The sequence below is a fragment of the Halonotius aquaticus genome (assembly GCF_003605575.1).
Taxonomy (GTDB): domain Archaea; phylum Halobacteriota; class Halobacteria; order Halobacteriales; family Haloferacaceae; genus Halonotius; species Halonotius aquaticus.
The window spans coordinates 14,855-37,541 of record NZ_QKNY01000008.1 but is presented as its reverse complement, the minus strand read 5'-3'; the positions used below and the strand labels follow the sequence as shown (position 1 = coordinate 37,541).

The following is a 22,687-nucleotide window of genomic DNA, read 5'->3' as shown; positions in this document are numbered from 1 at the left end:
GTTTATAAAGATGACACGGATTGGCCTCTATACGGCAACGGAAAACGAACTCGGCTCCGTCCAGCGGGCGGCGGGCCGACTCGATGGTATCGACCTCGTCGTCCGCTCAGAGAGCGACCTCGACGATCAGACGGACGTGGAGGCGTTCGTCGACGACTGCGCCGACGCCGCGGCGGTCGTCTTCTGGCTCCACGGCGGCGAGGACAGCATGCCCGGCTACGAGTACGCCGTCGACCGCCTGCGCGAGCTGGGCGTCCCGCTGATCGTCAAGGGAACCGGCGACGCCTTCGCCTTCGAGGACACCTCCGTCGCCGACGCCGACCGCGATTTCGTCTACGACTATCTGGAACGCGGCGGGACGATCAACGTCGAGCACTGCTGTCGGTTCCTCGCAAGCGAGTACAGCGGCGTCGATACCGACTACGACGACCCGACCGAACTCCCAACTGAGGGTGTCTATCACCCCGACCACCCCGGGATCGAGTACGACGCCCTCCGCGAGACGTTCGATCCTGACAAACCGACGGTCGCCATCTGGTTCTACGAATCGCACTGGACACACGAGAACACCCGCTACGTCGACGCCCAGGTTCGCGCACTGGAATCGCAGGGCGCGAACGCGCTGCCGATCTTCTGTAATCCGGCCGCCGACGAGGAGGGCCAAGAGAACGCCGAGTGGGTCACTGACAACTGGCTGCTCGAAGACGGCGAACCGATTGTCGATGCCGTCCTCTCCTCGTTCATGTTCTCGCTGTCGATGGACGAACGCGGGCGCTCGGCCAGCGACGAGGGCGACTCGGCCGAGGACGTGTTTCTCGACCGCCTCGGCGTCCCCGTCCTCCAGACGATCACGACGATGCGCTCCCGCTCCCGATACGAATCAAGCGACACCGGCGTGATGGGCTTCGAACTCGCACTCTCGGTCGCGCTCCCCGAGTTCGACGGCAACGTCATCACCCATCCGATCTCCGGCAAGGAGCGCATGGACGACGCCGCCGACATCGGCAGCGCGCCGAAACACCACTTCCCCATCGGGGAGCGCGTCGACCACGCCGCCCGCCTCGCTGTCAACTGGGCGCGACTGCGCCATCTCGACAACGACGCGAAGAGCGTCGCCGTCGTCCTGCACAACTACCCGCCGAGCGACGACGGCATCGGGACGGCCTTCGGCCTCGACTCCCCCGAGAGTACGATCAACCTCCTTGAGGAACTCGACGCTCGCGGCTACGACCTCGGCGACAGCCACCCAAATTCGGGCCAGCAACTGATCGACACGCTCACCAGCCAGCTCACCCTCGACAATCGCTGGGTCGCACCCGAGGACGTACGCGACCGCTCGGTCGATGTCGTTGCCACCGACCAGTACCGCGAGTGGTTCGCCGACGCCGACGAGCGGTTTCAGGAAAACATTATCGACGAGTGGGGCGATCCACCCGACCGGCCGTTTGCGATTCCCGGAGCCGAATTCGGCAACGTGCTCGTCACCGTTCAGCCGCCGCGTGGGTTCGGGATGGATCCCGCGAAGGTCTATCACGACTCTGACCTCCAGCCGCCGCACGACTACTACGCCTTCTACGCGTGGCTGCGCAACAGCTTCGAAGCCGACGCCGTCGTCCATCTCGGCACCCACGGCTCCCTGGAGTGGCTGCCCGGCAAAACTGTCGGGCTCAACGGCGCGAGCGCACCCGACCAACTGGTCGGCGACCTGCCGAACGTCTATCCCTACATCGTCAACAACCCCGGCGAGGGCACCCAGGCGAAGCGGCGCTCCTACGCCGCTATCGTCGATTACCTCACGCCGGTCATGGCCAACGCCGGTACCTACGACGAACTGGCAGAGCTTGAAGAACTCGCCAACGAGTACCGCGAGGCCGGAATGGAAGACGCCCGCAACGACAGCGGCGAGCAACTGGCAGATCTCATCCGCGAACGCGTGGACGACCTCGATCTCGCGGTCGAACTCGGGACGAGCGGCGAAATCGACGAAGCGATGGAGGTTCGCGGCCCGGACGAAGCCGGCTCGACACTCGCCGAAGGCGATGTTGCTGGTGACGACCTCGCTATCGACGAACTGGTCGAACGGATTCACGAGTACCTGACTGACGTGAAGACAACACAGATCCGTCTCGGCCTGCATACGATGAGCGAACCGCCGGTCGACGACCGGCTTGTGGAGTACCTGGTCGCGCTCACTCGCCTCGAAAATGGCGACACACCGAGCCTCCGGGAGAGCGTCGCCGGCGCGCTCGGCGTCGACTACGACGCGATGCGGAACCGTCCCGGCGAGTACGACGACGCCCTCGGGATGACATATGCCGAGGCCGCTGATCACGTCCACGAGACGTGTGTCGAGTTGGTGGAAACGCTCGCAGCCAATGACTTCGACGTGCCCGACTCCGAGCGAGAAGCCGACCCGGACGACGAAGTCAACATCAATCTACTCGTCGTCGATATCGACACGCTCGGCGACGGCCGCGCAAAATCCGGCGCGCACAACGACCTGCGGGAGGCACTCGCGTTCATCTGCGAGGAGGCTGCCCCGCGAGTCCAGGGTGCCGAAGACGAGGTGCCACGCACGGCTGACGCGCTCAACGGCGACTACGTCCCGCCGGGTGGCTCCGGCGCGCCGACTCGCGGCGGCGTCGACCTACTGCCGACCGCCCGGAACTTCTACACCCTCGATCCGCGCAAGGTGCCGGCGAAATACGCGTGGCAGGTCGGCAAAAACGTCGCCGAGGGCGTCCTCGACCGCCACCACGACGAACACGGCGAGTACCCCGAGGAGATCGGCGTCGTCGCCTGGGGGACGCCAACGGTGCGAACGAAAGGCGAAACCATCGGCCAGGTGCTGGCGATGATGGGCGTGCGGCCGGTCTGGACGGACGCCGGCCGGATCGACGACGTGGAGCCAATCGACCTCGACGAACTCGGTCGGCCCCGGATCGACGTGACGACGCGTGTCTCAGGGCTCTTTCGGGATGCCTTCCCCGCCGCGGCCGGTGTCATCCACGACGCCGTCTCCGCGGTTGTCGATCTCGACGAACCCCACGACATGAACTACATCAAGAAACACGTCGAGGAGGAAGCCGACGAGCTGGAAGCCGAGGGGCTCGACCCCGACGAGGCGAAAAGCGCGGCGACCGAGCGTGTGTTCACCACGCGCCCCGGCGGCTACGGCGCGGGCACGAACAAGGCCGTCGACGAGGGCAACTGGGACGACCGCGGCGACCTCGCCGATGTGTACGTCCAGTGGGGCGGCTACGCGATGGGCAAACGCGGGAAAGTCAGCGAGGCCCACGATAGCTTCGAACGCCGGCTGTCCAGCGTCGATGCGACGGTCAAAATCGAGGACACGATGGAACAGGACGAACTCGATTCCTCGGATTGGTATGCCTTCCACGGTGGATTCATCTCCGCTGTCTCGGAAATCGCTGGCAGCGAGCCCGCCTCCTACGTCGGCGATTCCTCCGATCCCGAGAACGTCGATGTCTACACCAACGAGGAGAAAGTCCGGAAGGCGATGCGCGCTCGCGTGCTGAATCCCGACTGGCTCGACTCGATGGGGGAACACGGCTACAAGGGTGCGGGCGACCTCTCGACGACGGTCGATGTCGTCCTCGGCTGGGACGCCACCACCGGCGTCATCAGCGATACGCTCTGGGAAGATGTGGCCGAGAAATTCGCCTTCGACGACGACCGCCAAGAGTGGATGCGCGAGGTGAACCCCTGGGCGCTCGAATCGATCACCGATACCCTGCTGGAGGCCATCGATCGCGACCTGTGGGACGCCGACGACGAAACAGCTGACCAGGTACGCGATATTAATCTCAGCGTGGAGGGCGACCTCGAAGCGCGAGCGAGCGAGGCACCTGCGGAGGTGGCCGATGACTGAATCCAACACAGCCGATGTCGATGAGGAGTACGCCGATCTTGGCGCAACGACACAGGAGGCGATGGATATCGCCGAAACGAGCATGGATATCGTCCGCCAGTTCGTCCCCGACGAGACGCTCGCGGATCGGTTCCGCCAGAAGGCCGTCCACTCGATGGGCGACATCGAGTTCCAGCATCTCCTTCAGTTCACCGGCACCGACGACGCCGGCAACGCGGACGACGCCGCGCCGATCCGTGCCGGTGCGCGCGCCGTTAACCGCGAAACAACCATCGTTACCGACATCACGATGTCGAAAGCAGGCGTGACGGGTCGCGGTCACAACTGCGAGAAGCGGAAGGCCATCGGCAACGGCGCGGAACTCGCCAATGAAACCGGAATGACTCGTACCGCCGCGTCGGTGCTCGAACTCGACAAACAGGGCGTCTACGAAGACGCCATCGCCGTCATCGGCAACGCGCCGACCGCCGCGTTCGCGCTCGCAGACTGCATCGAAAACGGCACCCGCCCCGCCGTCATCGTCGCTACGCCAGTCGGTTTCGTCAAAGCCGTCGAGAGCCGCGAGCGCATCCGCGAAGTCGCCGCCGAGTACGACGTGCCGGCGATCACGAACGTCGGTCGCCGCGGCGGCAGCGGGCTGGCGGCCGCACTGACGAACGAACTGATTCACGTCGCCAGCGACGTGCGAGATGGAGAGATAGACCTGTATCCCGAGGGCGAGCAGTGAGCGACTACGACCTCGATTCCGGCCCCGATCCGGCGACCGTAGCGGCCACCGAAGCTGAAACGCTCGACGACGACGCCGAACCCGTTCATGCGGTCGGGATCGGCCCCGGCAACCTCGACTACCTGACGCCGCGCGGCCGCCACGCAATCGCGGACGCCGATGTCGTCGTCGGCTTCGAGACTGTTGTTGAGTTCATCGCCGAGGAGACCGACGCTGATCTGCTGACCTGCGGGTACAAGGATGAGCGTGAGGCACTGACAACGTTCGCCGACCGCGTTGCCGACGGCGAACACGGGACAGCCGTGCTGATGGGCGATCCGAACCACTCCGGCTACCAGTTCGTCGGCAAGGTACAGGAGGTGGTTGACCGGCCGGTACGTGTGATTCCTGGCATCTCCTCGCTGCAGATCGCGGCGAGCCGCGCCCGAACGCCGATGGAAGACACCGAGTTCGTCACACTGCACAAGAGCGGCGACATCACCGCCGACATCGAGCGGCTCACCGCGGCCGTCGGCGAGCGGCACCTCCTCGTCTTACCGCGGCCGTTCGACTGGATGCCCGGCGACATCGCGGCGCACCTGCTGGATCACGGAGCTGACCCCGAATTAGAGGCATTGGTGCTGGAAAAACTCACCCACGACGACGAGTCGATCACGCGGTCGTCGCTCGGCGCGCTGTGCGACCACGCCGGTGGCTCGGAACCCGACGACACGCAGTTTTCGGATCTGTCGGTGCTCGCTGTGCGGCGGGAGGTCGCATGAAGGGGTTCGTCCTCGGCGGCGTGAGTTCCGGCGTCGGTAAGACCGTCGCCACGCTCGCCATCATCCACGCGCTCGATGATGCGGGCTACAAGATACAGCCGGCGAAGGCCGGCCCGGACTTCATCGACCCGAGCCACCACGAGGCGATTGCCGGCCGGCCCTCACGCACGCTCGATCTGTGGCTGGAAGGCGCCGAGGGGATCACTCGCAACTACGCCCGCGGCGATGGCGATATCTGCGTCATTGAGGGCGTGATGGGTCTCTACGACGGTGATGGCTCCAGCACGGCGATGGTCGCCGAAGCCCTCGATCTGCCGGTCGTCCTCGTCGTCGACGCGAAGGCCGGCATGGAGAGCGTCGCCGCCACAGCCTACGGGTTCCGCGAGTACGCGGCGACCATCGACCGCAACATCGACGTGGCTGGTGTCGTCGCCCAGCGCGCCCACGGCGGCCGCCATGAGCAGGGAATCCGAGACGCGCTACCCGACGAACTCGATTACTTCGGGCGGATTCCGCCATCAAGCGACCTCGAAATTCCGGATCGGCACCTTGGCTTGGAGATGGGTGAGGAAGCCGCGCTCCCCCATGATGCGCTCGCCGAGGCTGCCGCGTATCTTAACACTGAGGGACTGGTCGATGTGACACGAGACCCCTCGGAACCCTCAGCCGATACCGAACCACACGCCGCCGAGCCGACGAACGCGACGGTCGCCGTCGCCAGCGACGCCGCATTCTGCTTCCGGTATCCAGCAACCATCGAACGGCTCCGCGAGCGGGCGACCGTCAAGACGTTCTCGCCGGTCGCCGGCGATCCGGTGCCCGACTGCGACGGCGTCTATCTACCGGGTGGCTATCCCGAACTTCACGCTGAGGCGTTGGCGTCGTCGCCGACGCTTGCCGACCTCAGCGAGCAGGCCAGCGACGGCCTGCCGGTCTTCGGCGAGTGCGGCGGCCTAATGGCGATGAGTCAGTCGCTGACGATCGTCGATGGCGACACCTACGAGATGGCCGGGATTCTGCCAGCGGACGTGACGATGCGCGACCGGTATCAGGCGCTCGATCACGTCGAACTCGACGCTACGACGGAGACGCTGACCGCGGGCAGCGGCGAGTCGATCCGCGGCCACGAGTTCCACTACTCGGAGGCGAGCGTCGACAGCGACGCGCGGTTCGCCTTCGATGTGCGCCGTGGCGACGGCATCGACGGCGACCACGACGGCCTCATGGCCTACGATTCGCTCGGGACGTACGCCCACGTGCACGCCGAAAGCGGTGCTTTCGACCGGTTTCTCGGCCTGATCGAGCCCTGAGTCGGCCGCAATCAGAGGAGTAGTACCGACATTGACACCGCAAAACGAAGATTCGCGGCGGCGGCGATCTGATCGTTGTTGCCAACCGCGATTCGAGAAAGAGAGTACAGGATAGAGATGCAGCGGGCGAAGTCGACGGCTCAACAGGGAAGTGACGCCGTCAGGTCTCGCGCCACTTATGACCGCACTCGACGCAGGTGAACAACCGAACCTCGTAGGAGCCGCCCGGCTTCGGCATCATCTCCGAGGAAGCCCGGTCGCTGTCGCAGCCTTCGGCCGGACAGGACTCTTCGACCGTCTCGCTGGCGTCCTGCGTCGCGTCGGCGACAGCGGGTGTCTCGTCGGTTTGCTGTCCATCCTGGGTCGTCATCGCCGCTTCTGCCTCGGCGTCCCGGGGTGCCTCGTTTTCACAGGAGCGACACACCCACCTGTCGCCCGCCGTGTGCATCAGCGACCCACACTCATCACAGAATTGCATACACTGTCAGAATGCACGGGCGTCGGATATATCTGTCAACTTCCGATCCGTCCTGAACACGACGCAGCCACACAATACGATCTGTGTCACTCCCACAGGTCGGGGAAATTGCGTTTGACGTACGGGTCGAGCGGATCTGACTCCGCCCAGAGCATTGCAAAGAGGTCGCGGCCCCACTGAAGTGCTGCCTCAGTCTCAGAGACAAACAGGGCCGTGGTGTCAGCGACCGAGCCACGGTCTGACGGGTCAGTCGATCCAGGCTCGTCGTATCGATCCGTCGCAGGCCCGCTCACTGTCAGCAGTTCGAATTTTAGTTTCTCGTCGGTGACAACCGACGCGAACTGGCAGTCAGTCAGCCGGATGGTCGCTGGCGCTAAGTTGTTTAGTTCCTCGCGGTGGCCGTCCTTGTACCGCTGGAAACTGACATCAATCACGCCGCGAGTGACCAACAAGCGTGTGTCGGGGGTCGTTGGGATCGCCTCCTGATGGCGGCGTGAGTAGTACGGCGTTGTCAACTCACAGGCGTCGGCCGATTCCAGGATACTGATAGCCACGTCTTCAGATCGATTGGGATCCTGCGGCGTATCGCGGATGATCTCGTAGTCGCCGATCTCTGGCAGTCGTCGACGAAACTGTGGTGGAATGACGCTGGTGCGGTGGGTTTTCCAGAACATCGGATTCGTTTCGAGAAACGCTTCCGAGGACTGCCATGCCTCGACGCTGTCTGCGACAAGCGAGCCGTGGGCCGTGAGTTCCCACCCGGTGTCGCTTTGGGTCAGCAGCCCACGATCCCGCAGCGTCCCAAGTGCGTCGTAGATCGCTGAGTCGCTCGCCATGATTTCGGACAGCAGCATGTCGGTCGGTGTCACACGCTCGGCGACCCGAAGCACGATCTCTGTCCGCACCGAGGACGTGAGGACAAACTCGTTTGGCGACTGCGACGGCATTCACCCATATCCCCGTGGGCCTCCTACTTAATTTATCAGATTCCAAAACAAACGGAAGCGCGAGCCGCCCGGTGACCGCTCCCCCAGCGGTTCACGGGTCGTCGCTGCGATACTGTGGGATTTATGCCGCTGTTTTCGATGGTGTGATAGCATGTCAACCGCAGGTGGCGAACCCTATGACTACGTGATCGTTGGCGCGGGATCGGCGGGGTGTGTCCTCGCCAATCGGCTCTCGGCCGACGACAACACAGACGTGCTGCTGTTGGAAGCGGGCACCCCTGATGAGAAAAATGAAATCGGCATTCCAGCGGCGTTTTCAGAGTTATTCAAATCCGAGGTCGACTGGGCCTTCGACACCGAACCACAGCCCGAACTGAACGACCGGGAGTGCTACTGGCCACGCGGGAAAACTCTCGGTGGATCGAGTTCGATCAATGCGATGATCTATGCGCGCGGTCACCCCGCAGACTACGATCACTGGGCTGACCTCGGCAACGATGGCTGGGCCTACGACGACGCGCTGGACTATTTCAATCGGGCTGAACACAACGAACGCGGACCCTCCGAGTATCACGGTACCGGCGGCCCACGCAACGTGGCCGACCTCCAGCAGCCAAACGAACTCACCGAGGCGTTCATCGAGGCGGGAGAGACGGTCGGCCTGCCCCACAACGACGATTTCAACGCCGGCGAGCAGTCCGGTGTGGGGCTCTATCAGGTGACACAGAAGGACGGCCAGCGACACAGTGCTGCCGACGGCTATCTCAAACCGGTGCTTGATCGGTCGAACCTGACTGCGACCACCGGTGCACAGGTAACGCAGGTTCGGTTCGACGGCCACACGGCAGTCGGCGTGGAGTACGTCAAAGACGGATCAACTGAAACGGTCGATGCCGCCGAGGAAGTCATTCTGTCCGCAGGGACGATCAACTCACCGCAACTGCTCATGCTGTCCGGCGTTGGGCCGGCAGAGCATCTCGAAGCCCACAATATTTCGGTCGTGCAGGATCTCCCCGGTGTCGGCAAGAATCTGCAGGATCACCTCCAAGTGAAGATCAATTATGCCTGCGAGAAATCGATCACGCTGGAAGGGGCGGACTCACTGTGGAACCTACTCAAGTATCTGGTCTTGAAACGCGGGCCGTTGACCTCAAACGTCGCTGAGGCCGGCGGCTTCACATCCGTGTCGGAGGACTCTGATCGCCCCGACATCCAGTTCCACTTCGGCCCCTCGTACTCGGTTAACCACGGGTTCGACAACCCCGACGGGCATGGGTTCTGGCTTGGCGCGCTGTGTCTTCACCCGGAGAGTCGTGGAGAGATCAGGCTTCGATCGGACGAGCCAACGGCAGATCCGGTCATCGATCCGCAGTACCTGACCGAAGGTGACGATCTAGAAGTCCTGCTCGAAGGGGTCAAATTAGTCCGCGAAATCCTGCAAGCCGCCCCGTTCGACGAGTACCGCGGCGACGAGGTAGCGCCGGGTGCCGATGCCCAATCGGACGAAGAGCTGATCGAGCATATCCGTGAGACGGCCGAATCACTCTATCATCCCGTGGGAACCTGCAAGATGGGTGACGATGAGATGGCGGTCGTTGACGACCAGCTCGCTGTCCACGGGATCGATGGCCTCCGCGTTGTTGATGCCTCGATCATGCCGCAGATCACCAGCGGAAACACGGACGCCCCGACGACCATGATCGCCGAGAAAGCGGCTGACTACATTCTGGACGCATAGCGGTGACCTGAGTATCATATCGTTCAGGTAGGTAGGAGCCGATACGGTATACAATCTAACTTTCGCTACCCCAAGCACAATTGTTTTATCGATCCGGTTTGAGAGTCGGGATGATGCCCATCGCACTGCCACACGACGCCAAAGCGGGACCGACCAAGTCGGAAGTCCGGTCGGTCACGCTCGGCAAACTCGATCTCGGCCCGGACGATCACTTCGCTGAGGTTGGCTCCTGTACCGGCGCGGTCACCATCGAAGCGGCCCGCCGCGCCGGCCGCGTGACCGCCCTCGAACGCAAGGCCGACCGACTCGACGTAACCGAGCAAAACCTGGCGGCCAACGAAGAGTCGACCACCGCCGATATCGACCTCCGAAACGCCGAGGCCCCAGAGGGGTTGCCCGACGACGCCGACGCGCTCTTTCTCGGCGGGAGCCGGAACTTCGAAGCCGTGCTCGATCACGCTGTCGACACCGCAATCGACCGGATCGTGATGAACGTCTCGCGGCTCGAAGTCGCCGGCCGCGCGACCGAAGCCTTCCGCGAGCGCGGGATTCTGGAGGAAGTCATCCAGTTCCAGGTCAGCCACGGCTACGAACTCGCCGGTGCGACGAGCTTCAACTCCGACAATCCGGTCTACATGCTGGTCGGCAGTGCGAGCGGCAGTGACGACGGCGAACGAACGGAGGCCACACAATGACCCTCTACGGCATCGGTCTCGGCCCTGGCCAAGCTGATCTTGTGACGGTTCGCGGCAAGGAGGTGCTGGAATCGGTCGACGTGGTCTACTCGCCGGGCCGTCTCTCGCGGACGGTCGCACTGAACCACGTCGACGAGGCGAAGATTGGCGACCTCGATTTCCCGATGACCCGCGACGAGGAGAAACTGCGAGCGGCGTGGAAAGAAGCCGCCGCCGAAATCGCCCCGCAAGCCCGCGATGGCGACGCCGCCTTCGTCACACTGGGCGATCCGAACGTCTACTCGACGTTCGGCCACCTGCGACGCACGCTCGATGCCTTCCACCCCGACGTGGACGTCGAGATCGTCCCCGGCATCAGCGCGATGACGGCGTTTGCGACCGCGTTTGATGTCGAAATCGAAGCCGGCGCAGGCCTCGCGTTGCGAGAAGCTGCCAACGGCCACGCGCCGACCGGCCCCGACCGAATGATCCTGTTCAAAGTCACCGACGCGCCAGCGACCCACGAGAAGCTGGTCGCCGCGGGCTACGACGTGACCTACGGTCGGCGGCTCTACATGGAGCACGGTGAGACCGTCATCACCGACGATCCAGCGGAAATCGACGAACGCGACTACTACACGCTGGCGTATGCGGTCAAGCGCGACCTCGATATCGAACCCGCGACCGCCCGGTTCGAGGAGTTGGGCGACGCGACCGGGGTGGAGGAGCGCGCATGAGCGAGCCAGTTGAGACCGACGACGACGAAACCGACCCCCAGTCCGCTATCGACGCCCAAGGCGAGCAGCGGCGTGCCGAACTCGACGACCGGATCTTCGAGCACAATGCTGGCGACGAACAGGAGGGGATTCCCTTCGTCGGTGCCGGCCCCGGTGACCCACGCCTGCTGACGGTTGCCGGCAAAGAACTACTGGAGGACGCCGACCTCGTCGTCCACGCCGGCTCGCTGGTCAACAGCGAACTCCTTGAGGAATATTGCGACCACGCCGAGACGGTCTCATCCATCGGCAAAGACCTCGAAGAGCTGATCCCGCTGATGCGGGACGCCCACGAGGACGGCGGCAACGTCGTCCGGCTGCACAGCGGCGATCCCGCGATCTACGGCGCGGCCCTCGAACAGATGGACGCCCTCGAACACGAAGGTGTCCCCACCTACTTCGTCCCCGGTGTCACCTCGGCGTTCGCGGCGAGTGCGACCCTCCGAACCCAACTCACGCTCAACGAGGTCTCGAACCACGTCGCGTTCACCCGCCCGCAGGGCAAGACGCTGACCGAGGAGGACGACCACATCGGCGAGTTCGTCGAGATGGGCGACGTGACGACCTGTATCTATCTCGGCACCCACGCTGTCGCCGACACGATGGATCGACTCATCGACGACGGCCACGATCCCGAGATTCCGGTCGCGGTCGTCTATCACGCTTCCTGGCCCGACGAGGACGTGATTTACGGCACAATCGGCACCATCGGCGAGAAAGTCAAGGACGCCGGCTACCGCGCCTCGGCGATGGTGGTCATCGGCGACGCGGTGACCGGCGCGGGCTACGAGCGATCCTATCTCTATGATGGCTGGGCGGATCGCGGCCCCGATGGTGATGCTGACGACGACAGCAATGAGACAGCGGACAACGAGCAGACCGATCCAGCGGAGACAACCCAATGAGCACCGACAACGAATCCACGACGACGAACAGCGACACGAGCGACAACTCCGACAGCGGCGGCCACTGTAGCACGCCCGACAGCGACGGCGAGGTCGCCGAAGAGATCGCCATCATCTCCTTCGGCCGGAAGATGGACACCGCCGAGGAGATCGAAAGCGAACTCGCTGACCGCTACGAGAAAATCGACATCATCGAGTACCACGGTGAGGTCTTCGACGAGCACTGGGGCGAGTACGACTGCTTCGTCGGCCTGATGGCCAGCGGAATCGCCATGCGGAAAACCGCCCACCTGCTCGACGACAAGTGGGACGATCCCGCGATCTGCGTCGTCGACGAGGAACTCACGTGGGCGATCCCGATCACCGGCGGCCACCACGGCGCGAACCAGGTCGCCCAGGATCTCGCCACGATGGGCGCGATTCCCGCGATGACGACAGCCTCCGAAGCCGCCGGCAAGCAGGGCGTCGAAGCCCGCGCGAAGGCGATGGACACACACGTCGTCAACGGCCGCTCGACGATCCAGACCAACCTCGCCGTGCTCGACGACGAACTCGGCCCCGTAGCCCGCCTCGACGGCCCACAGGCCGTTCTCGTCGGCGACGATGTGACCGTTCTGAAGCGCAACAAGGACGAGGGCATCGTTCTCGGTACCGGCAGCGTCTCCGGCGCGGCCACCGACTCCTTCATCGCGGCGTGGGAGAACGCCCTCGACGAGACTGAATACGAATTCGATGACGTGGAGTTCGTCGCCACGGCGACGCGAAAGGAAGACGAGGAGGGGCTGCTGGAAGCGGCTGAAGAACTCGATCTCGGTGTGGTCGCCTTCGATAAGGAAACGCTGTTGGAGCACGAGGGGCCCAGTCCATCGAAATCGAAGGAACTCATCGGCTGGCCTGGCATCTCGGAAGCCTCCGCCATCGCTGGCGGCCGCGAGCAGGAACTCCTGCTCGAAAAGCAGAGCTACGACAACGAGGTCACGGTGGCGATAGGCAAATGAGCAGCGAACCAGCGAGCGCGACGGCCGCTGAACGCCCTGACGATCTCGGCACGCTCTCGGTCGTCGGCATCGGCCCCGGTCTGCCGGCCGACATGACCAAACGCGCCAAGGACGTAATCGAGACGGCCGACTGCGTGATCGCCTCCGACCTCTACCAGGCGTTTTTGCGGGAGGACGGCACGCTGCCGCCCGCCGAGCAGGTCGATGACGAGGGCCGCGTCACCCGCGAGAACGGCCACGAACAGGAGATCATCCGCTCGACGATGGGCCGGCAGATCGAACTCGCCAAGGTCGCCTTCGAGCGCGTCCGCGCCGGCGACGACGTGGCTCACGTCTCGGGTGGCGACCCCTCCGTGTACGGCAAATCCGACCTCATTTTCAAGATGGCCGAGGAGGAAGACGCGACGGACATCCCAATCGAGATTGTCCCCGGCGTGACTGCCGCCCTCGGCGGCGGGGCGATGGTCGGCGCGCCGCTCTGCAACGATTTCTGCACAATCTCACTCTCCGACAAGTGGCGCGGCTGGGAAGAAATCGAGGAAAAACTGCGTGCCGCCGCGATCAGCGATTTCGTGATCGTCCTCTACAACTGCTGGCGAAACTACGAGAAGGCCGTCGACATCGTCCGCGAAGAGCGAACCGACGACGCCTTAGTGGCGATTGTCAACGACGCTGGCCGCGACGACGCCGGCCGCAACGGGGAGAGCCACGTCATCACGACGCTCGGCGAGGCGACCGCCCACGACGACAAGGTGTCGGGGATGGGCACCTCGCTGATCATCGGCAACCACGAGACTGAGACGTGGGACAACGACTACCGGACGTTCCTTGTCACCCCGCGCGGCGGGCGTGACGTGGAGGATTTCTAATCATGAGTACGGACACCAACACGACAGCGGAGACGGCAGCGGAACAGGCAAGCGAATCAAGCGACGATGCCGGCGGCTGTACGGCGAAATCCAGCGACGGCTCGTCGAAACAGCAGTCGGTCGATGAAAAGATCGGCTCGACGGTTGATGACTTCGACGCCGAGCCGGGGCAACTGACGGCTGTCGGCCTCGGCCCTGGCCATCCCGAGGGCATGACCCAGCGCGCTCGCGCCGCGCTGCTGGATGCTGAACACATCGTCGGCTACACGACCTACATCGAACTCCTGCCCGACGAAATCACCGAGGACGCCGACGAACTGTACGATACGCCGATGTGCGGCGAAGTCTCTCGGACGGAGGAGGCCATCGACCGCGCGCTCGCCGGCAACGACGTTGCGATCATCGGCAGCGGCGATCCAAACGTCTATGCCCTCTCGGGGCTCGCGCTCGAAATTCTGGAATCAAAAGGCGCGACCGCCTCGATGGTCGATTACGAGGTCGTCCCCGGTGTCCCCGCCGCCCAGTCCTGTTCGGCGCTGCTGGGCGCGCCGCTGGTCAACGACACCGTGTCGATCTCGCTGTCCGACCACTTGGTGCCGATGCCGGAGATCGAATCTCGGCTCCACTCAGCTGCCGGCGAGAGCTTCACCATCGTCATCTACAACCCCTGGAGCCGCAAACGCCGCGAGAACTTCGAGAAAGCCTGCGAGATCCTGCTCGCCCACCGCGACCCCGACACGCCGGTCGGCATCGTCCACGGCGCAGGGCGGGACGACGAGGAGGTAATGATCACGACACTCGACCAGCTGGAAGAGCTCGGCGAAGAGGACATCATCGACATGACGACGACGATTCTCGTCGGCAACGAGGAGACCTACGTCTGGGACGACCGGATGGTCACCCCGCGCGGCTACGAGACAAAATACGACTACTAATATGCCCACCTATCAAGTCACCCTGAGGAAGGAGCCCTGCGACGGAGTCTTCGCCTGTCTCACCCGCGATCCACGGTTCGTCGAAGACGACGACGGCCTCGCCACCATCGACCCCGACGGCGACCCGGTCTACGACGGCGACGGCGAAGTCCGAGAGGAAGACGGGGACGTGATCGCCACCTTCGACGACGACCGCATTGAGGAGGCCCGGCAGGCCGCCGCAGCCTGTCCCACCAACGCCATCGTCGTCGAGGAGGTCGAGCCATGAGCGTTGCCGTCCCCGACGACCTGCTGGCGGGCCACCCTTCGACGGCCTACTTCTGGGGTCGCGTCGCCGGCAACGGCGCAGTCGAGCGCGACCGCCTCACCGTGACGACCAACGACGAGGCCGCCGCCGAGACGCTGGGCGAGATCGTCGGCAGCGAGATTGACCACGATCAAAAAACGCGGGACTACGCCCACAACACCGATATCACGAAGACCGAAGACGAGTACACGGTCGAAGTCGCGAGCGACGACCTCTTCGGAATGAGCGGCGCGCTCGGCCTCCCGGTCGACGGCCGTGGCAACTACCGGTTCGGTGCCTTTGCGGACTACCGCCGCGACCTGCTGCGCGGCATCTTGGAGGGCTGCGGAACGATCTGCTTCAAGTCCTCCAGCGGCACCGTCGGCGTCTCCTTCGTCCACGACGACGCCAACCTCCTCGAACTTGTCCAAGAGCTCATCGACGACGCCCCGGTCGACGCGCCGTACGGTGACCTTTCGGATACGTCATCCGGCGGCTACTGGTTCGGGATCGACGACGACGCAGCCGCTGATTTCGGCATGTGGCTCTACGAGAGCACCGAGGCAACGGAACTATTCGCGCCCAGTCGCCGTCGCAAACTGGTACAGAGTCTCGATCAGGCAACCGACGTCGAGTTCGACCGCTCACAGTTCGAAGCATGAGTCAGCTTCACGACACCATCGAAAGCGTCGACAACGAGGCCGTTCTGCTGGTCGGCCACGGCTCCCGCCGCGAGAAGTCCAACGAGCAGGTTCGGGAGTTGGCGGCGATGCTCGAAGACCGCCTGGAGATTCCGGTCGACGCCGCCTTCCTCGAACTCGCCGAGCCAGCAATCGAAGACGGTATCGAGGGATTGGCCGCCGCAGTTGATTCGATCACGGTCGTCCAGCTTTCGCTGTTCGCAGCCAGCCACGTCAAAAACGACGTGCCGCTGGCCGTCCAGCGCGCCCGCTCAACCCACGAGGCAGAGATTAACAATGGCGCGCACCTCGGGATCCACCCCGCTATCGTCGATTTGCTCGACGACCGCGCGAGAGCAGTCGAATCCGATCTCGGTGTCGACCGCGAGGAGGACGAGATTGCTGTCGTCGTCTGCGGTCGTGGTTCGAGCGATCCCGACGCCAACGCTGACCTCCACAAGCTCGCTCGCCTCCTCCACGAGGGGCGGGATTTCAGTACTGTCGAGGCGTCGTTTATCGGCATCACCGAGCCAACGCTGGACGACTCGCTGTCGACACTTGCCAAACAGCGACCGGACGCCGTCGTCGTTGTCCCGTACATGCTCGGCGATGGCGTGCTGACCGGTCGGATTCGGGAATGGACTGACGACTTTGATGCGGAGTACCCCTATGTCGACGCGCTGGCTGGCGACCCGCTCGGTACTGACTCCCGGCTGCTAGACGTGCTTGGCGACCGCTGGCAGGAGGCACGGACAGACAGCGTCGAAATGTCGTGTGACACCTGCAAGTACAAGGTCGACCTCACCGGCTACGAGGAGGACACTGGCGGCGCACGCGCCATGCTGCGCGCGCTGACGCATCAAGAGACTCATGCTGATCGTAGCGATGTCGACGACGAGCCACACACTCACGACGCCCCGGAAAAACACGTCGCCGTCTGCACCAACCAGACCTGCGCGGCCGACGGTGCACCGGCCGTCCTCGAAGGACTCCGGCAGGCAGCCCGTGATTCCGAACAATGTGATGCCCGCATCACCCGAAGCTCGTGTCTTGGCCGTTGTGGCGAAGGGCCGATCGTCGCTGTCTACCCCGAAAACGTCTGGTACGGCGGCGTCAACGCCGATGACACCGAGCGCATCGTCTCATCGCACTTAGACCGCGATCGGATCGTCAGCGACTTGGTCGATCAAACACTGTAATCCGTATGAGCTGTCACGAACTCGAAGCACTCAAACTCGGCTTGATGAACGTACTGGGAACCGAAGACACCGCGGCCCGCGAACACGCGGAACAGGAGCTGGAGGGCCATCTCACCGGCCCGATCGGCGCGCTGGCCGAGGCTGAAACGCTGTCGGCGATCGAACGCCATCTCGATGCTGCCCTCGTCGATCTCGAAGAAGAAATCGCCGCAACAGATGCAGACGACCCGGAGTACGACTATCTCCGTGGTCGACTTGTGGCCGTCCGCGACGCCGAGCTGGCGATTCACCGACTGACCGCGCAAGGTGAGAGCGTGTTTGAGGGGCTTGGCAAAGCCCACGATACGCTCCACGAAGCATTCCCGGTCGAAGAGTAAGCCAGTTGGCGGTGAAGACAGATTCCCCCGGCGAGCAACATCTGAGATTCTATCGATTGATTGGTTCTATCGGTATGTACACCAACGATCATTGTATTAACGGCAACTGTACACACAGAGCGAAGTACCAAACAGCGCGATATCGACGCCGAGATCGGAAACAGATGCAGAAGCAGATGTCTCAGGGTACGTACATGTGCCATAGCACTTTTAGTATAGTTCACCGACCCATGAAACGATGATCCCAGGTGCTGATTCCGCGATCACGCGCAACGAAAAGTCCCTGATCTTGGCCTACGACCACGGCTTGGAGCACGGGCCAGTTGACTTCGAGCCGAACCCCGCGACGGCCGATCCGGATCGGGTGTTCGAGATCGGCACCCACGATGCGGTGACAGCAGTCGCCGTCCAGAAAGGGATCGCCGAGGGCTACTATCCCTCCTATGAGGACGATGTGACCCTGCTGGCCAAGCTTAACGGCACCTCAAACCTCTGGATGGGCGAGCCAAACTCGGCGGTCAACTGGACGGTCGAAAACGCCGTCGAGGTCGGCGCGGAGGCCATCGGGTTCACCGTCTACGGTGGCTCGAACCACGAGATCGAAATGGTCGAGGAATTCCGCGACGCCCAAGAGGCTGCCCGGGAACACGACCTCGGCGTGGTCATGTGGTCGTATCCACGCGGCCAAGGACTGAAAAACGCGACCACCCCCTCGACGATCGCCTACTCGACGCGGCTGGGACTCGAACTCGGCGCAGATATCACGAAGGTGAAATATCCCGGCTCGCCGGAGGCGATGTCGCATGCAGTCACCCAGGCCGCTGATTCAAAAGTCGTTATGAGCGGCGGTTCGAAAACGGACGACCAAGACTTCCTGACGACGGTTCGCAACGCGATGGATGCCGGTGCCAATGGGCTGGCCGTCGGTCGCAACGTCTTCCAGCGCGATAACCCCGAACAGATTCTTGATGGCCTCGAAGCGGTCATCTTCGAGGACGCCAGCGTCAAAGAAGCACTCGACGTCATGGGCGTCGAACCCACCAACCGCGAGGCCCTCTAATGAGCCGCGATCAGGACGCGATCCTCGACGAGATCTTCGAGACGCTTGCGGCGCTCGCCCCCGAGATTCGCGCCTCGCTGCCGGGCCGGCGCGTGAAAAGCGACGAAACAAATCCCAGCGGCGAAACACGCCTGGAGGCCGACGCCTACGCCGACGAACTGATCGAGGAGGCACTCGGCGGCATCGACGGCGTTGGTACCTACGCCAGCGAGGAGCAAGCCGAGCCGATTGACGTGGGCAGCGGCGACGTTTCAATCGCCTGTGACCCGCTTGATGGCTCCTCAAACATCAAACCAAACAGCCCGATGGGGACGATCATCGCGGTCTATGAGGGCGACCTCCCGGCCAGCGGCGACGAGCTCTTGGCTTCGGGATTCATTCTCTTCGGGCCGATCTTGACGATGGATATCGCCCGCGACGGGCGTGTCACCGAGGCTATCGTTGAGGACGGCGAGATCGACGTGATCAACGATGATGTGACGATCCCAGACGAGCCGACCGTCTACAGTATGGGCGGTCGCGTCCCCGACTGGACCGAAGGCTTTGCCGCGTTCATCGAGGAGGTCGAACAGGAGTACAAGCTCCGCTACGGCGGGGCGATGGTTGCCGACGTGAACCAGGTGTTGACCTACGGTGGGAGCTTCTCGTATCCCGCGCTCAAATCGGCTGAAAACGGAAAACTCCGATTGCAGTTTGAGGGGATTCCGATGGCCTACATCGTGGAGTGTGCCGGCGGGGTCTCCTCTGACGGCACAGAGTCGATCCTCGATGTCGACCCCGAACGGTTCCACCAGCGCGTGCCCGTCCATCTCGGCAACGAGGAACTGATCGACACCGTCGAAGCGAAACTCGCCGCCCACGACTGAGGCGGCGTCACGACGAAGTCAGCGTCGGCCTCACAGCCAACCAGGGCTTGTCGACATCAGCATCGTTTTTATCCTTTAGTGTCAGGGGCTTGTATGACCGTGTCCGGCATCACCACGCGGGTCGAGTCCCTGTTGGTTGATGGCGTCTCGACGGAACTGCGGATCGCGGCGAGTCTCGGCATCGCGCTGCTTGCAGTGGTGATCGCCGGGGTGGTTGTCCCACGGGTGACAACCCGAATTAGACTGTTCGTCGCGGGATGGGCCAAAGGTCGGTTTGGCGAGTCCGCCAGCGAGACCTTCGACCGTGTCGATGCGGTCGCACCGGTAGGCGTACTGATTACGATTTTTGTTCGACTCATCCAACTGGCTGTCCTTTCGGCGGCAACGTTCGTGTTGCTCATTGTCTGGGGGCAGATATCGACGGCACTCCAGTTGATCGGGCTCGGGCAACTCGCGTTGCCGGCGGTCGGGCAGTTCGTCACGACGGGCCTCGTCCTCCTCGCAGCATTCGTCGCCAACGACTTCATCCACGATATCGTCAGAGAGTATACGGCCAACACCAAACGCGTCACAGCCCACCAAGAGCAGATCCTCACGCGGGTGTTACAGGTCGCGTTGATCCTCGTTGTTGTGGTGGCGATCTTCACAATCTGGGGGATTGATATCGGGAGTCTACTGGTCGGGGCTGGCTTCCTCGGCGTCGTCATCGGACTTGCGGCCCGACAGACGCTTGGCTCGCTGCTTGCGGGCTTTGTGCTCATGTTCTCTCGGCCCTTCGAGATCGGCGACTGGGTTGCGATCGGCGACAAGGAGGGGATCATCACCAAGATCACGATCATGAACACGATCCTGCGAAACTTCGACGGCGAACACGTCGTCATCCCGAACGACAACGTTGCCAATCAGGCGATCACAAACCGGAGCCGCGACGGCAAACTCCGCATCCACGTCGAGGTCGGCATCGACTACGAGGACGATCCCGAACGCGCCAAGGAGATCGCCCGCGAGGCCGTCGAGGACGTGAATATGGTCGAAAACAACCCAAAGCCACAGGTCTTTCCCGTCGCCTTCGGCGGGTCAGCGGTGACGCTGGATATCCGGTTTTGGATCGCACCGCCAACACCACAGCGTCGCTGGCGGGCGACAGCCGGCGTCGTCGAGGGCGTCAAATCACGGTTTGCCACCGAGTCGATCTCGATCCCCTTCCCACAGCGCACGGTCAGCAACCGTGATACCTCCGAGACGGAGACGGTGACCCAGCCAGCGACGAGCGGAGATATCGAGGAGTAACAGCGCGCCCCGGCGCCGATCCGCTGGCCCGCGACACCACTCGGTAGATCGATCGAAACTCGAAATTAGACCCGGACAACCCGAACCCTGAAGTCACTTCTGGGGCAATTTGCTGTATGCACCGCGAGGACGCAAGACGCCGGTTTCGACGCGCCTCGTGGGTCAATGTCGGAGCTAATCTCGCCAAGATCATCGCCGAAGGCGCTGTCGGCATCCTCTTTGGCTCGGTTGCTCTCGTCGCCGACGCGGCCCACTCGGTGGCCGATCTCGTCGCCAGCGTCGTTGTCCTCGTCTGGGGTAGCAGTTCCTTCGAATCAGCAGACGTCAACCACCCACATGGCCACGCCCGTATTGAACCGCTGAGCGCGCTGTTTGTCGGGGCGGTGATCGTCGTGCTCGGCGGGTATCTCCTCTATGAATCCGCTCGCGGCCTGCTTGCCGGCTCAGAGATCGAGTTCAGCTACTACCTGCTCGGCGCGCTCGGATTCGCCATGGCCGATATGTATCTCGCCTATTGGTATACCCAGCGGGCCAACGTCGGATTAGATTCGACCGCGCTGGCCGCCTTAGCGAAAGACTGCCTCAACGACATCTACACGACTGTCGCAGCGATCATCGGCGTTGTCGGCGTCCGGCTGGGCTTTCCGGTGCTCGACCCGATCGCCGGCGCACTCGTCAGCCTGCTGGTCATCTATCAGGGCGTCGAGATCGGCCAAGAGAACCTTGATTACCTTGTCGGCGCGGCCCCCACAGCCGGCAAACGCGAGGAGATCGAGTCGATCATCGCAAACCACGCCGCGGTCGAAGGCTACCACGATCTAACGGTGTTCTACGATGGCACCGTGTTGGAGGTCGAAGCCCACGTCGAGGTCGACGGCGAGTTGACCATCGCGGAGGCCCACGATATCGAAACCGATCTCGTCACCCAGCTTACCGGGATGGGTGAGGTCGGCGACGCCCACATTCACCTTGATCCCGCCGGACTTGGCGAATGGAAGGACGGCAGCGATTCGCCATCGCAGTCGCCGACCGACACGTCATAGCTCGACAGCGACGACAGCAGGTGACAGCGGCCACAAGGGACAGCGATTTACTGCCAGCTATCGAAGCGCCGCTGTGCAGATCGTTGGCTACGATGCCGCCGATGGTGGGCTCTTGGTGAGCCCCAGCAACGGCGATGCTGCGTCGGGCGAAGCCGCCGATACCGCTGCGACAAGCGATGAGAAGATCACCTATCAGCCGCTCGATCCCGGCACCGAACTCGACTACAGCCTCGGTGAGCGGCACTGCGCCGGCACGATCCACGATGACAGCCATATCGCCTGCGAGAACCCCACCGCGCCGTACTGCCCGGAACACAACCAAACATGGGTCTGTGCGCGCTGTACCGGCACCTGTCTGAAAGACGAGATGGACTGCCATGACGACCACGCGATCTATCTCGCAGCGTTCGCGCCAGCGACGTTCAAAGTCGGCGTGACGAAGGCATGGCGACTAGAGACCCGGCTCCGCGAGCAGGGAGCCGACCGGGGAGCCCACATCGCGACCGTCGAAAACGGCCGGATCGCCCGCGAACGCGAAGCCGAGATCGCCACCGAGATTCCGGATCGGGTTCGGGTGCCGACCAAACAGGCTGGCCTCGGGCAGGCGGTCGACACCGACGCGTGGGAGACACTGCTGGCTGAATTTAACCCGATCGAACGGTTCGACGTCGAGTATGGGCTCGCCCTCGACAGCCAGCCGGTCGCCGAAACGGTCGCCGCCGGCACCGTGCGAGGCACGAAAGGGCGACTCCTGATCGTTGACCGCGACGGATCGACGTACGCCGTCGATATGCGGGAGTTGGTCGGCTACGAACTGATCGAGGGGCGCAGCAGCCGGGAGCTACAGTCGAGTCTTGGGTCGTTTGAGTGAGCTGA

The 22,687-nt window shown here is 63.4% G+C and carries 22 protein-coding genes; 20 read left to right on the top strand and 2 right to left on the bottom strand.

Annotated elements, in window-relative coordinates:
* Positions 1-10: 10 nt before the first annotated feature.
* Genes cobN through DM826_RS06035 form a run of 4 tightly spaced genes read left to right on the top strand, consistent with a single transcriptional unit; the run spans position 11 to position 6,690 of the window.
* Positions 11-3,892, top strand: a complete 3,882-nt coding sequence (cobN, locus tag DM826_RS06050) for a cobaltochelatase subunit CobN (RefSeq protein WP_120102505.1) — start codon at positions 11-13, stop codon at positions 3,890-3,892.
* A complete protein-coding gene (locus tag DM826_RS06045; protein ID WP_120102504.1) occupies positions 3,885-4,619 on the top strand; it encodes a precorrin-8X methylmutase in 735 nt (244 codons plus the stop codon). The genes cobN and DM826_RS06045 overlap by 8 nt, the downstream gene beginning before the upstream one ends.
* Positions 4,616-5,380: a cobalt-precorrin-7 (C(5))-methyltransferase gene (locus DM826_RS06040; protein ID WP_120102503.1), complete on the top strand. Its 765-nt coding sequence runs from the start codon at positions 4,616-4,618 to the stop codon at positions 5,378-5,380. The genes DM826_RS06045 and DM826_RS06040 overlap by 4 nt, the downstream gene beginning before the upstream one ends.
* The gene (locus DM826_RS06035; RefSeq protein WP_120102502.1) at positions 5,377-6,690 is read left to right on the top strand and encodes a cobyrinic acid a,c-diamide synthase; all 1,314 of its coding nucleotides are present in this window, start codon (positions 5,377-5,379) and stop codon (positions 6,688-6,690) included. Before DM826_RS06040 ends, DM826_RS06035 begins: the two co-directional genes overlap by 4 nt.
* A 160-nt stretch (positions 6,691-6,850) precedes the next feature.
* Here the strand turns inward: DM826_RS06035 and DM826_RS06030 are convergent, their stop codons facing one another.
* Complete coding sequence (locus tag DM826_RS06030; RefSeq protein WP_120102501.1) at positions 6,851-7,168, bottom strand: RPA12/RPB9/RPC11 RNA polymerase family protein; 318 nt, start codon at positions 7,166-7,168, stop codon at positions 6,851-6,853.
* An 86-nt stretch (positions 7,169-7,254) separates the two neighbouring features.
* Entirely contained in the window at positions 7,255-8,115 is an 861-nt protein-coding gene (locus tag DM826_RS06025) for a helix-turn-helix transcriptional regulator (protein ID WP_120102500.1), read from the bottom strand.
* Between the two features lie 151 nt (positions 8,116-8,266).
* On the opposite strand from DM826_RS06025, the gene DM826_RS06020 reads away from it, so the two are divergent.
* The 16 genes from DM826_RS06020 (at position 8,267) to DM826_RS05945 (ending at position 22,682) form a co-directional block, all read left to right on the top strand.
* On the top strand, positions 8,267-9,853 hold the full coding sequence (locus tag DM826_RS06020; protein WP_120102499.1) for a GMC family oxidoreductase: 1,587 nt from the start codon (positions 8,267-8,269) through the stop codon (positions 9,851-9,853).
* A gap of 110 nt (positions 9,854-9,963) precedes the next feature.
* Positions 9,964-10,548 (top strand): precorrin-6Y C5,15-methyltransferase (decarboxylating) subunit CbiT, encoded by a 585-nt coding sequence (cbiT, locus tag DM826_RS06015; RefSeq protein ID WP_120102498.1) that lies wholly within the window; start codon positions 9,964-9,966, stop codon positions 10,546-10,548.
* Complete coding sequence (locus DM826_RS06010; protein WP_120102497.1) at positions 10,545-11,264, top strand: cobalt-factor II C(20)-methyltransferase; 720 nt, start codon at positions 10,545-10,547, stop codon at positions 11,262-11,264. Before cbiT ends, DM826_RS06010 begins: the two co-directional genes overlap by 4 nt.
* Complete coding sequence (locus tag DM826_RS06005) at positions 11,261-12,208, top strand: cobalt-precorrin-4/precorrin-4 C(11)-methyltransferase (RefSeq protein WP_120102496.1); 948 nt, start codon at positions 11,261-11,263, stop codon at positions 12,206-12,208. The genes DM826_RS06010 and DM826_RS06005 overlap by 4 nt, the downstream gene beginning before the upstream one ends.
* The gene (cbiG, locus tag DM826_RS06000) at positions 12,205-13,206 is read left to right on the top strand and encodes a cobalt-precorrin 5A hydrolase (RefSeq protein ID WP_120102495.1); all 1,002 of its coding nucleotides are present in this window, start codon (positions 12,205-12,207) and stop codon (positions 13,204-13,206) included. Before DM826_RS06005 ends, cbiG begins: the two co-directional genes overlap by 4 nt.
* Positions 13,203-14,075: a precorrin-3B C(17)-methyltransferase gene (locus DM826_RS05995; RefSeq protein ID WP_120102494.1), complete on the top strand. Its 873-nt coding sequence runs from the start codon at positions 13,203-13,205 to the stop codon at positions 14,073-14,075. Before cbiG ends, DM826_RS05995 begins: the two co-directional genes overlap by 4 nt.
* 2 nt (positions 14,076-14,077) lie before the next feature.
* Positions 14,078-15,010 (top strand): precorrin-3B C(17)-methyltransferase, encoded by a 933-nt coding sequence (cobJ, locus tag DM826_RS05990; protein ID WP_120102493.1) that lies wholly within the window; start codon positions 14,078-14,080, stop codon positions 15,008-15,010.
* Between the two features lies 1 nt (position 15,011).
* A complete protein-coding gene (locus DM826_RS05985; RefSeq protein ID WP_120102492.1) occupies positions 15,012-15,278 on the top strand; it encodes a ferredoxin in 267 nt (88 codons plus the stop codon).
* Positions 15,275-15,958 (top strand): cobalamin biosynthesis protein, encoded by a 684-nt coding sequence (locus tag DM826_RS05980; protein ID WP_120102491.1) that lies wholly within the window; start codon positions 15,275-15,277, stop codon positions 15,956-15,958. Before DM826_RS05985 ends, DM826_RS05980 begins: the two co-directional genes overlap by 4 nt.
* Positions 15,955-17,175, top strand: coding sequence for a CbiX/SirB N-terminal domain-containing protein (locus DM826_RS05975; RefSeq protein ID WP_120102490.1), 1,221 nt, complete (start codon positions 15,955-15,957; stop codon positions 17,173-17,175). The genes DM826_RS05980 and DM826_RS05975 overlap by 4 nt, the downstream gene beginning before the upstream one ends.
* A gap of 5 nt (positions 17,176-17,180) precedes the next feature.
* On the top strand, positions 17,181-17,552 hold the full coding sequence (locus DM826_RS05970; protein WP_120102489.1) for a DUF3209 family protein: 372 nt from the start codon (positions 17,181-17,183) through the stop codon (positions 17,550-17,552).
* A 238-nt stretch (positions 17,553-17,790) separates the two neighbouring features.
* Positions 17,791-18,612 (top strand): class I fructose-bisphosphate aldolase, encoded by an 822-nt coding sequence (locus DM826_RS05965; protein ID WP_120102488.1) that lies wholly within the window; start codon positions 17,791-17,793, stop codon positions 18,610-18,612.
* Positions 18,612-19,478, top strand: coding sequence for a class 1 fructose-bisphosphatase (locus tag DM826_RS05960; RefSeq protein WP_120102487.1), 867 nt, complete (start codon positions 18,612-18,614; stop codon positions 19,476-19,478). Before DM826_RS05965 ends, DM826_RS05960 begins: the two co-directional genes overlap by 1 nt.
* Positions 19,479-19,571: 93 nt before the next feature.
* Positions 19,572-20,768, top strand: coding sequence for a mechanosensitive ion channel family protein (locus DM826_RS05955; protein ID WP_120102486.1), 1,197 nt, complete (start codon positions 19,572-19,574; stop codon positions 20,766-20,768).
* A 116-nt stretch (positions 20,769-20,884) separates the two neighbouring features.
* Positions 20,885-21,811: a cation diffusion facilitator family transporter gene (locus DM826_RS05950; RefSeq protein WP_120102485.1), complete on the top strand. Its 927-nt coding sequence runs from the start codon at positions 20,885-20,887 to the stop codon at positions 21,809-21,811.
* Positions 21,812-21,884: 73 nt separating this feature from the next.
* The gene (locus DM826_RS05945) at positions 21,885-22,682 is read left to right on the top strand and encodes a DUF2797 domain-containing protein (RefSeq protein WP_120102484.1); all 798 of its coding nucleotides are present in this window, start codon (positions 21,885-21,887) and stop codon (positions 22,680-22,682) included.
* Positions 22,683-22,687 lie beyond the last annotated feature (5 nt).

Coding starts and splice junctions, on each gene's coding strand:
- cobN (WP_120102505.1), top strand. CDS start 11: ATGACACGGATTGGCCTCTATACGGCAACGGAAAACGAACTCGGCTCC.
- DM826_RS06045 (WP_120102504.1), top strand. CDS start 3,885: ATGACTGAATCCAACACAGCCGATGTCGATGAGGAGTACGCCGATCTT.
- DM826_RS06035 (WP_120102502.1), top strand. CDS start 5,377: ATGAAGGGGTTCGTCCTCGGCGGCGTGAGTTCCGGCGTCGGTAAGACC.
- DM826_RS06030 (WP_120102501.1), bottom strand. CDS start 7,168: ATGCAATTCTGTGATGAGTGTGGGTCGCTGATGCACACGGCGGGCGAC.
- DM826_RS06025 (WP_120102500.1), bottom strand. CDS start 8,115: ATGCCGTCGCAGTCGCCAAACGAGTTTGTCCTCACGTCCTCGGTGCGG.
- DM826_RS06020 (WP_120102499.1), top strand. CDS start 8,267: ATGTCAACCGCAGGTGGCGAACCCTATGACTACGTGATCGTTGGCGCG.
- cbiT (WP_120102498.1), top strand. CDS start 9,964: ATGATGCCCATCGCACTGCCACACGACGCCAAAGCGGGACCGACCAAG.
- DM826_RS06010 (WP_120102497.1), top strand. CDS start 10,545: ATGACCCTCTACGGCATCGGTCTCGGCCCTGGCCAAGCTGATCTTGTG.
- DM826_RS06005 (WP_120102496.1), top strand. CDS start 11,261: ATGAGCGAGCCAGTTGAGACCGACGACGACGAAACCGACCCCCAGTCC.
- cbiG (WP_120102495.1), top strand. CDS start 12,205: ATGAGCACCGACAACGAATCCACGACGACGAACAGCGACACGAGCGAC.
- DM826_RS05995 (WP_120102494.1), top strand. CDS start 13,203: ATGAGCAGCGAACCAGCGAGCGCGACGGCCGCTGAACGCCCTGACGAT.
- cobJ (WP_120102493.1), top strand. CDS start 14,078: ATGAGTACGGACACCAACACGACAGCGGAGACGGCAGCGGAACAGGCA.
- DM826_RS05985 (WP_120102492.1), top strand. CDS start 15,012: ATGCCCACCTATCAAGTCACCCTGAGGAAGGAGCCCTGCGACGGAGTC.
- DM826_RS05980 (WP_120102491.1), top strand. CDS start 15,275: ATGAGCGTTGCCGTCCCCGACGACCTGCTGGCGGGCCACCCTTCGACG.
- DM826_RS05975 (WP_120102490.1), top strand. CDS start 15,955: ATGAGTCAGCTTCACGACACCATCGAAAGCGTCGACAACGAGGCCGTT.
- DM826_RS05970 (WP_120102489.1), top strand. CDS start 17,181: ATGAGCTGTCACGAACTCGAAGCACTCAAACTCGGCTTGATGAACGTA.
- DM826_RS05965 (WP_120102488.1), top strand. CDS start 17,791: ATGATCCCAGGTGCTGATTCCGCGATCACGCGCAACGAAAAGTCCCTG.
- DM826_RS05960 (WP_120102487.1), top strand. CDS start 18,612: ATGAGCCGCGATCAGGACGCGATCCTCGACGAGATCTTCGAGACGCTT.
- DM826_RS05955 (WP_120102486.1), top strand. CDS start 19,572: ATGACCGTGTCCGGCATCACCACGCGGGTCGAGTCCCTGTTGGTTGAT.
- DM826_RS05950 (WP_120102485.1), top strand. CDS start 20,885: ATGCACCGCGAGGACGCAAGACGCCGGTTTCGACGCGCCTCGTGGGTC.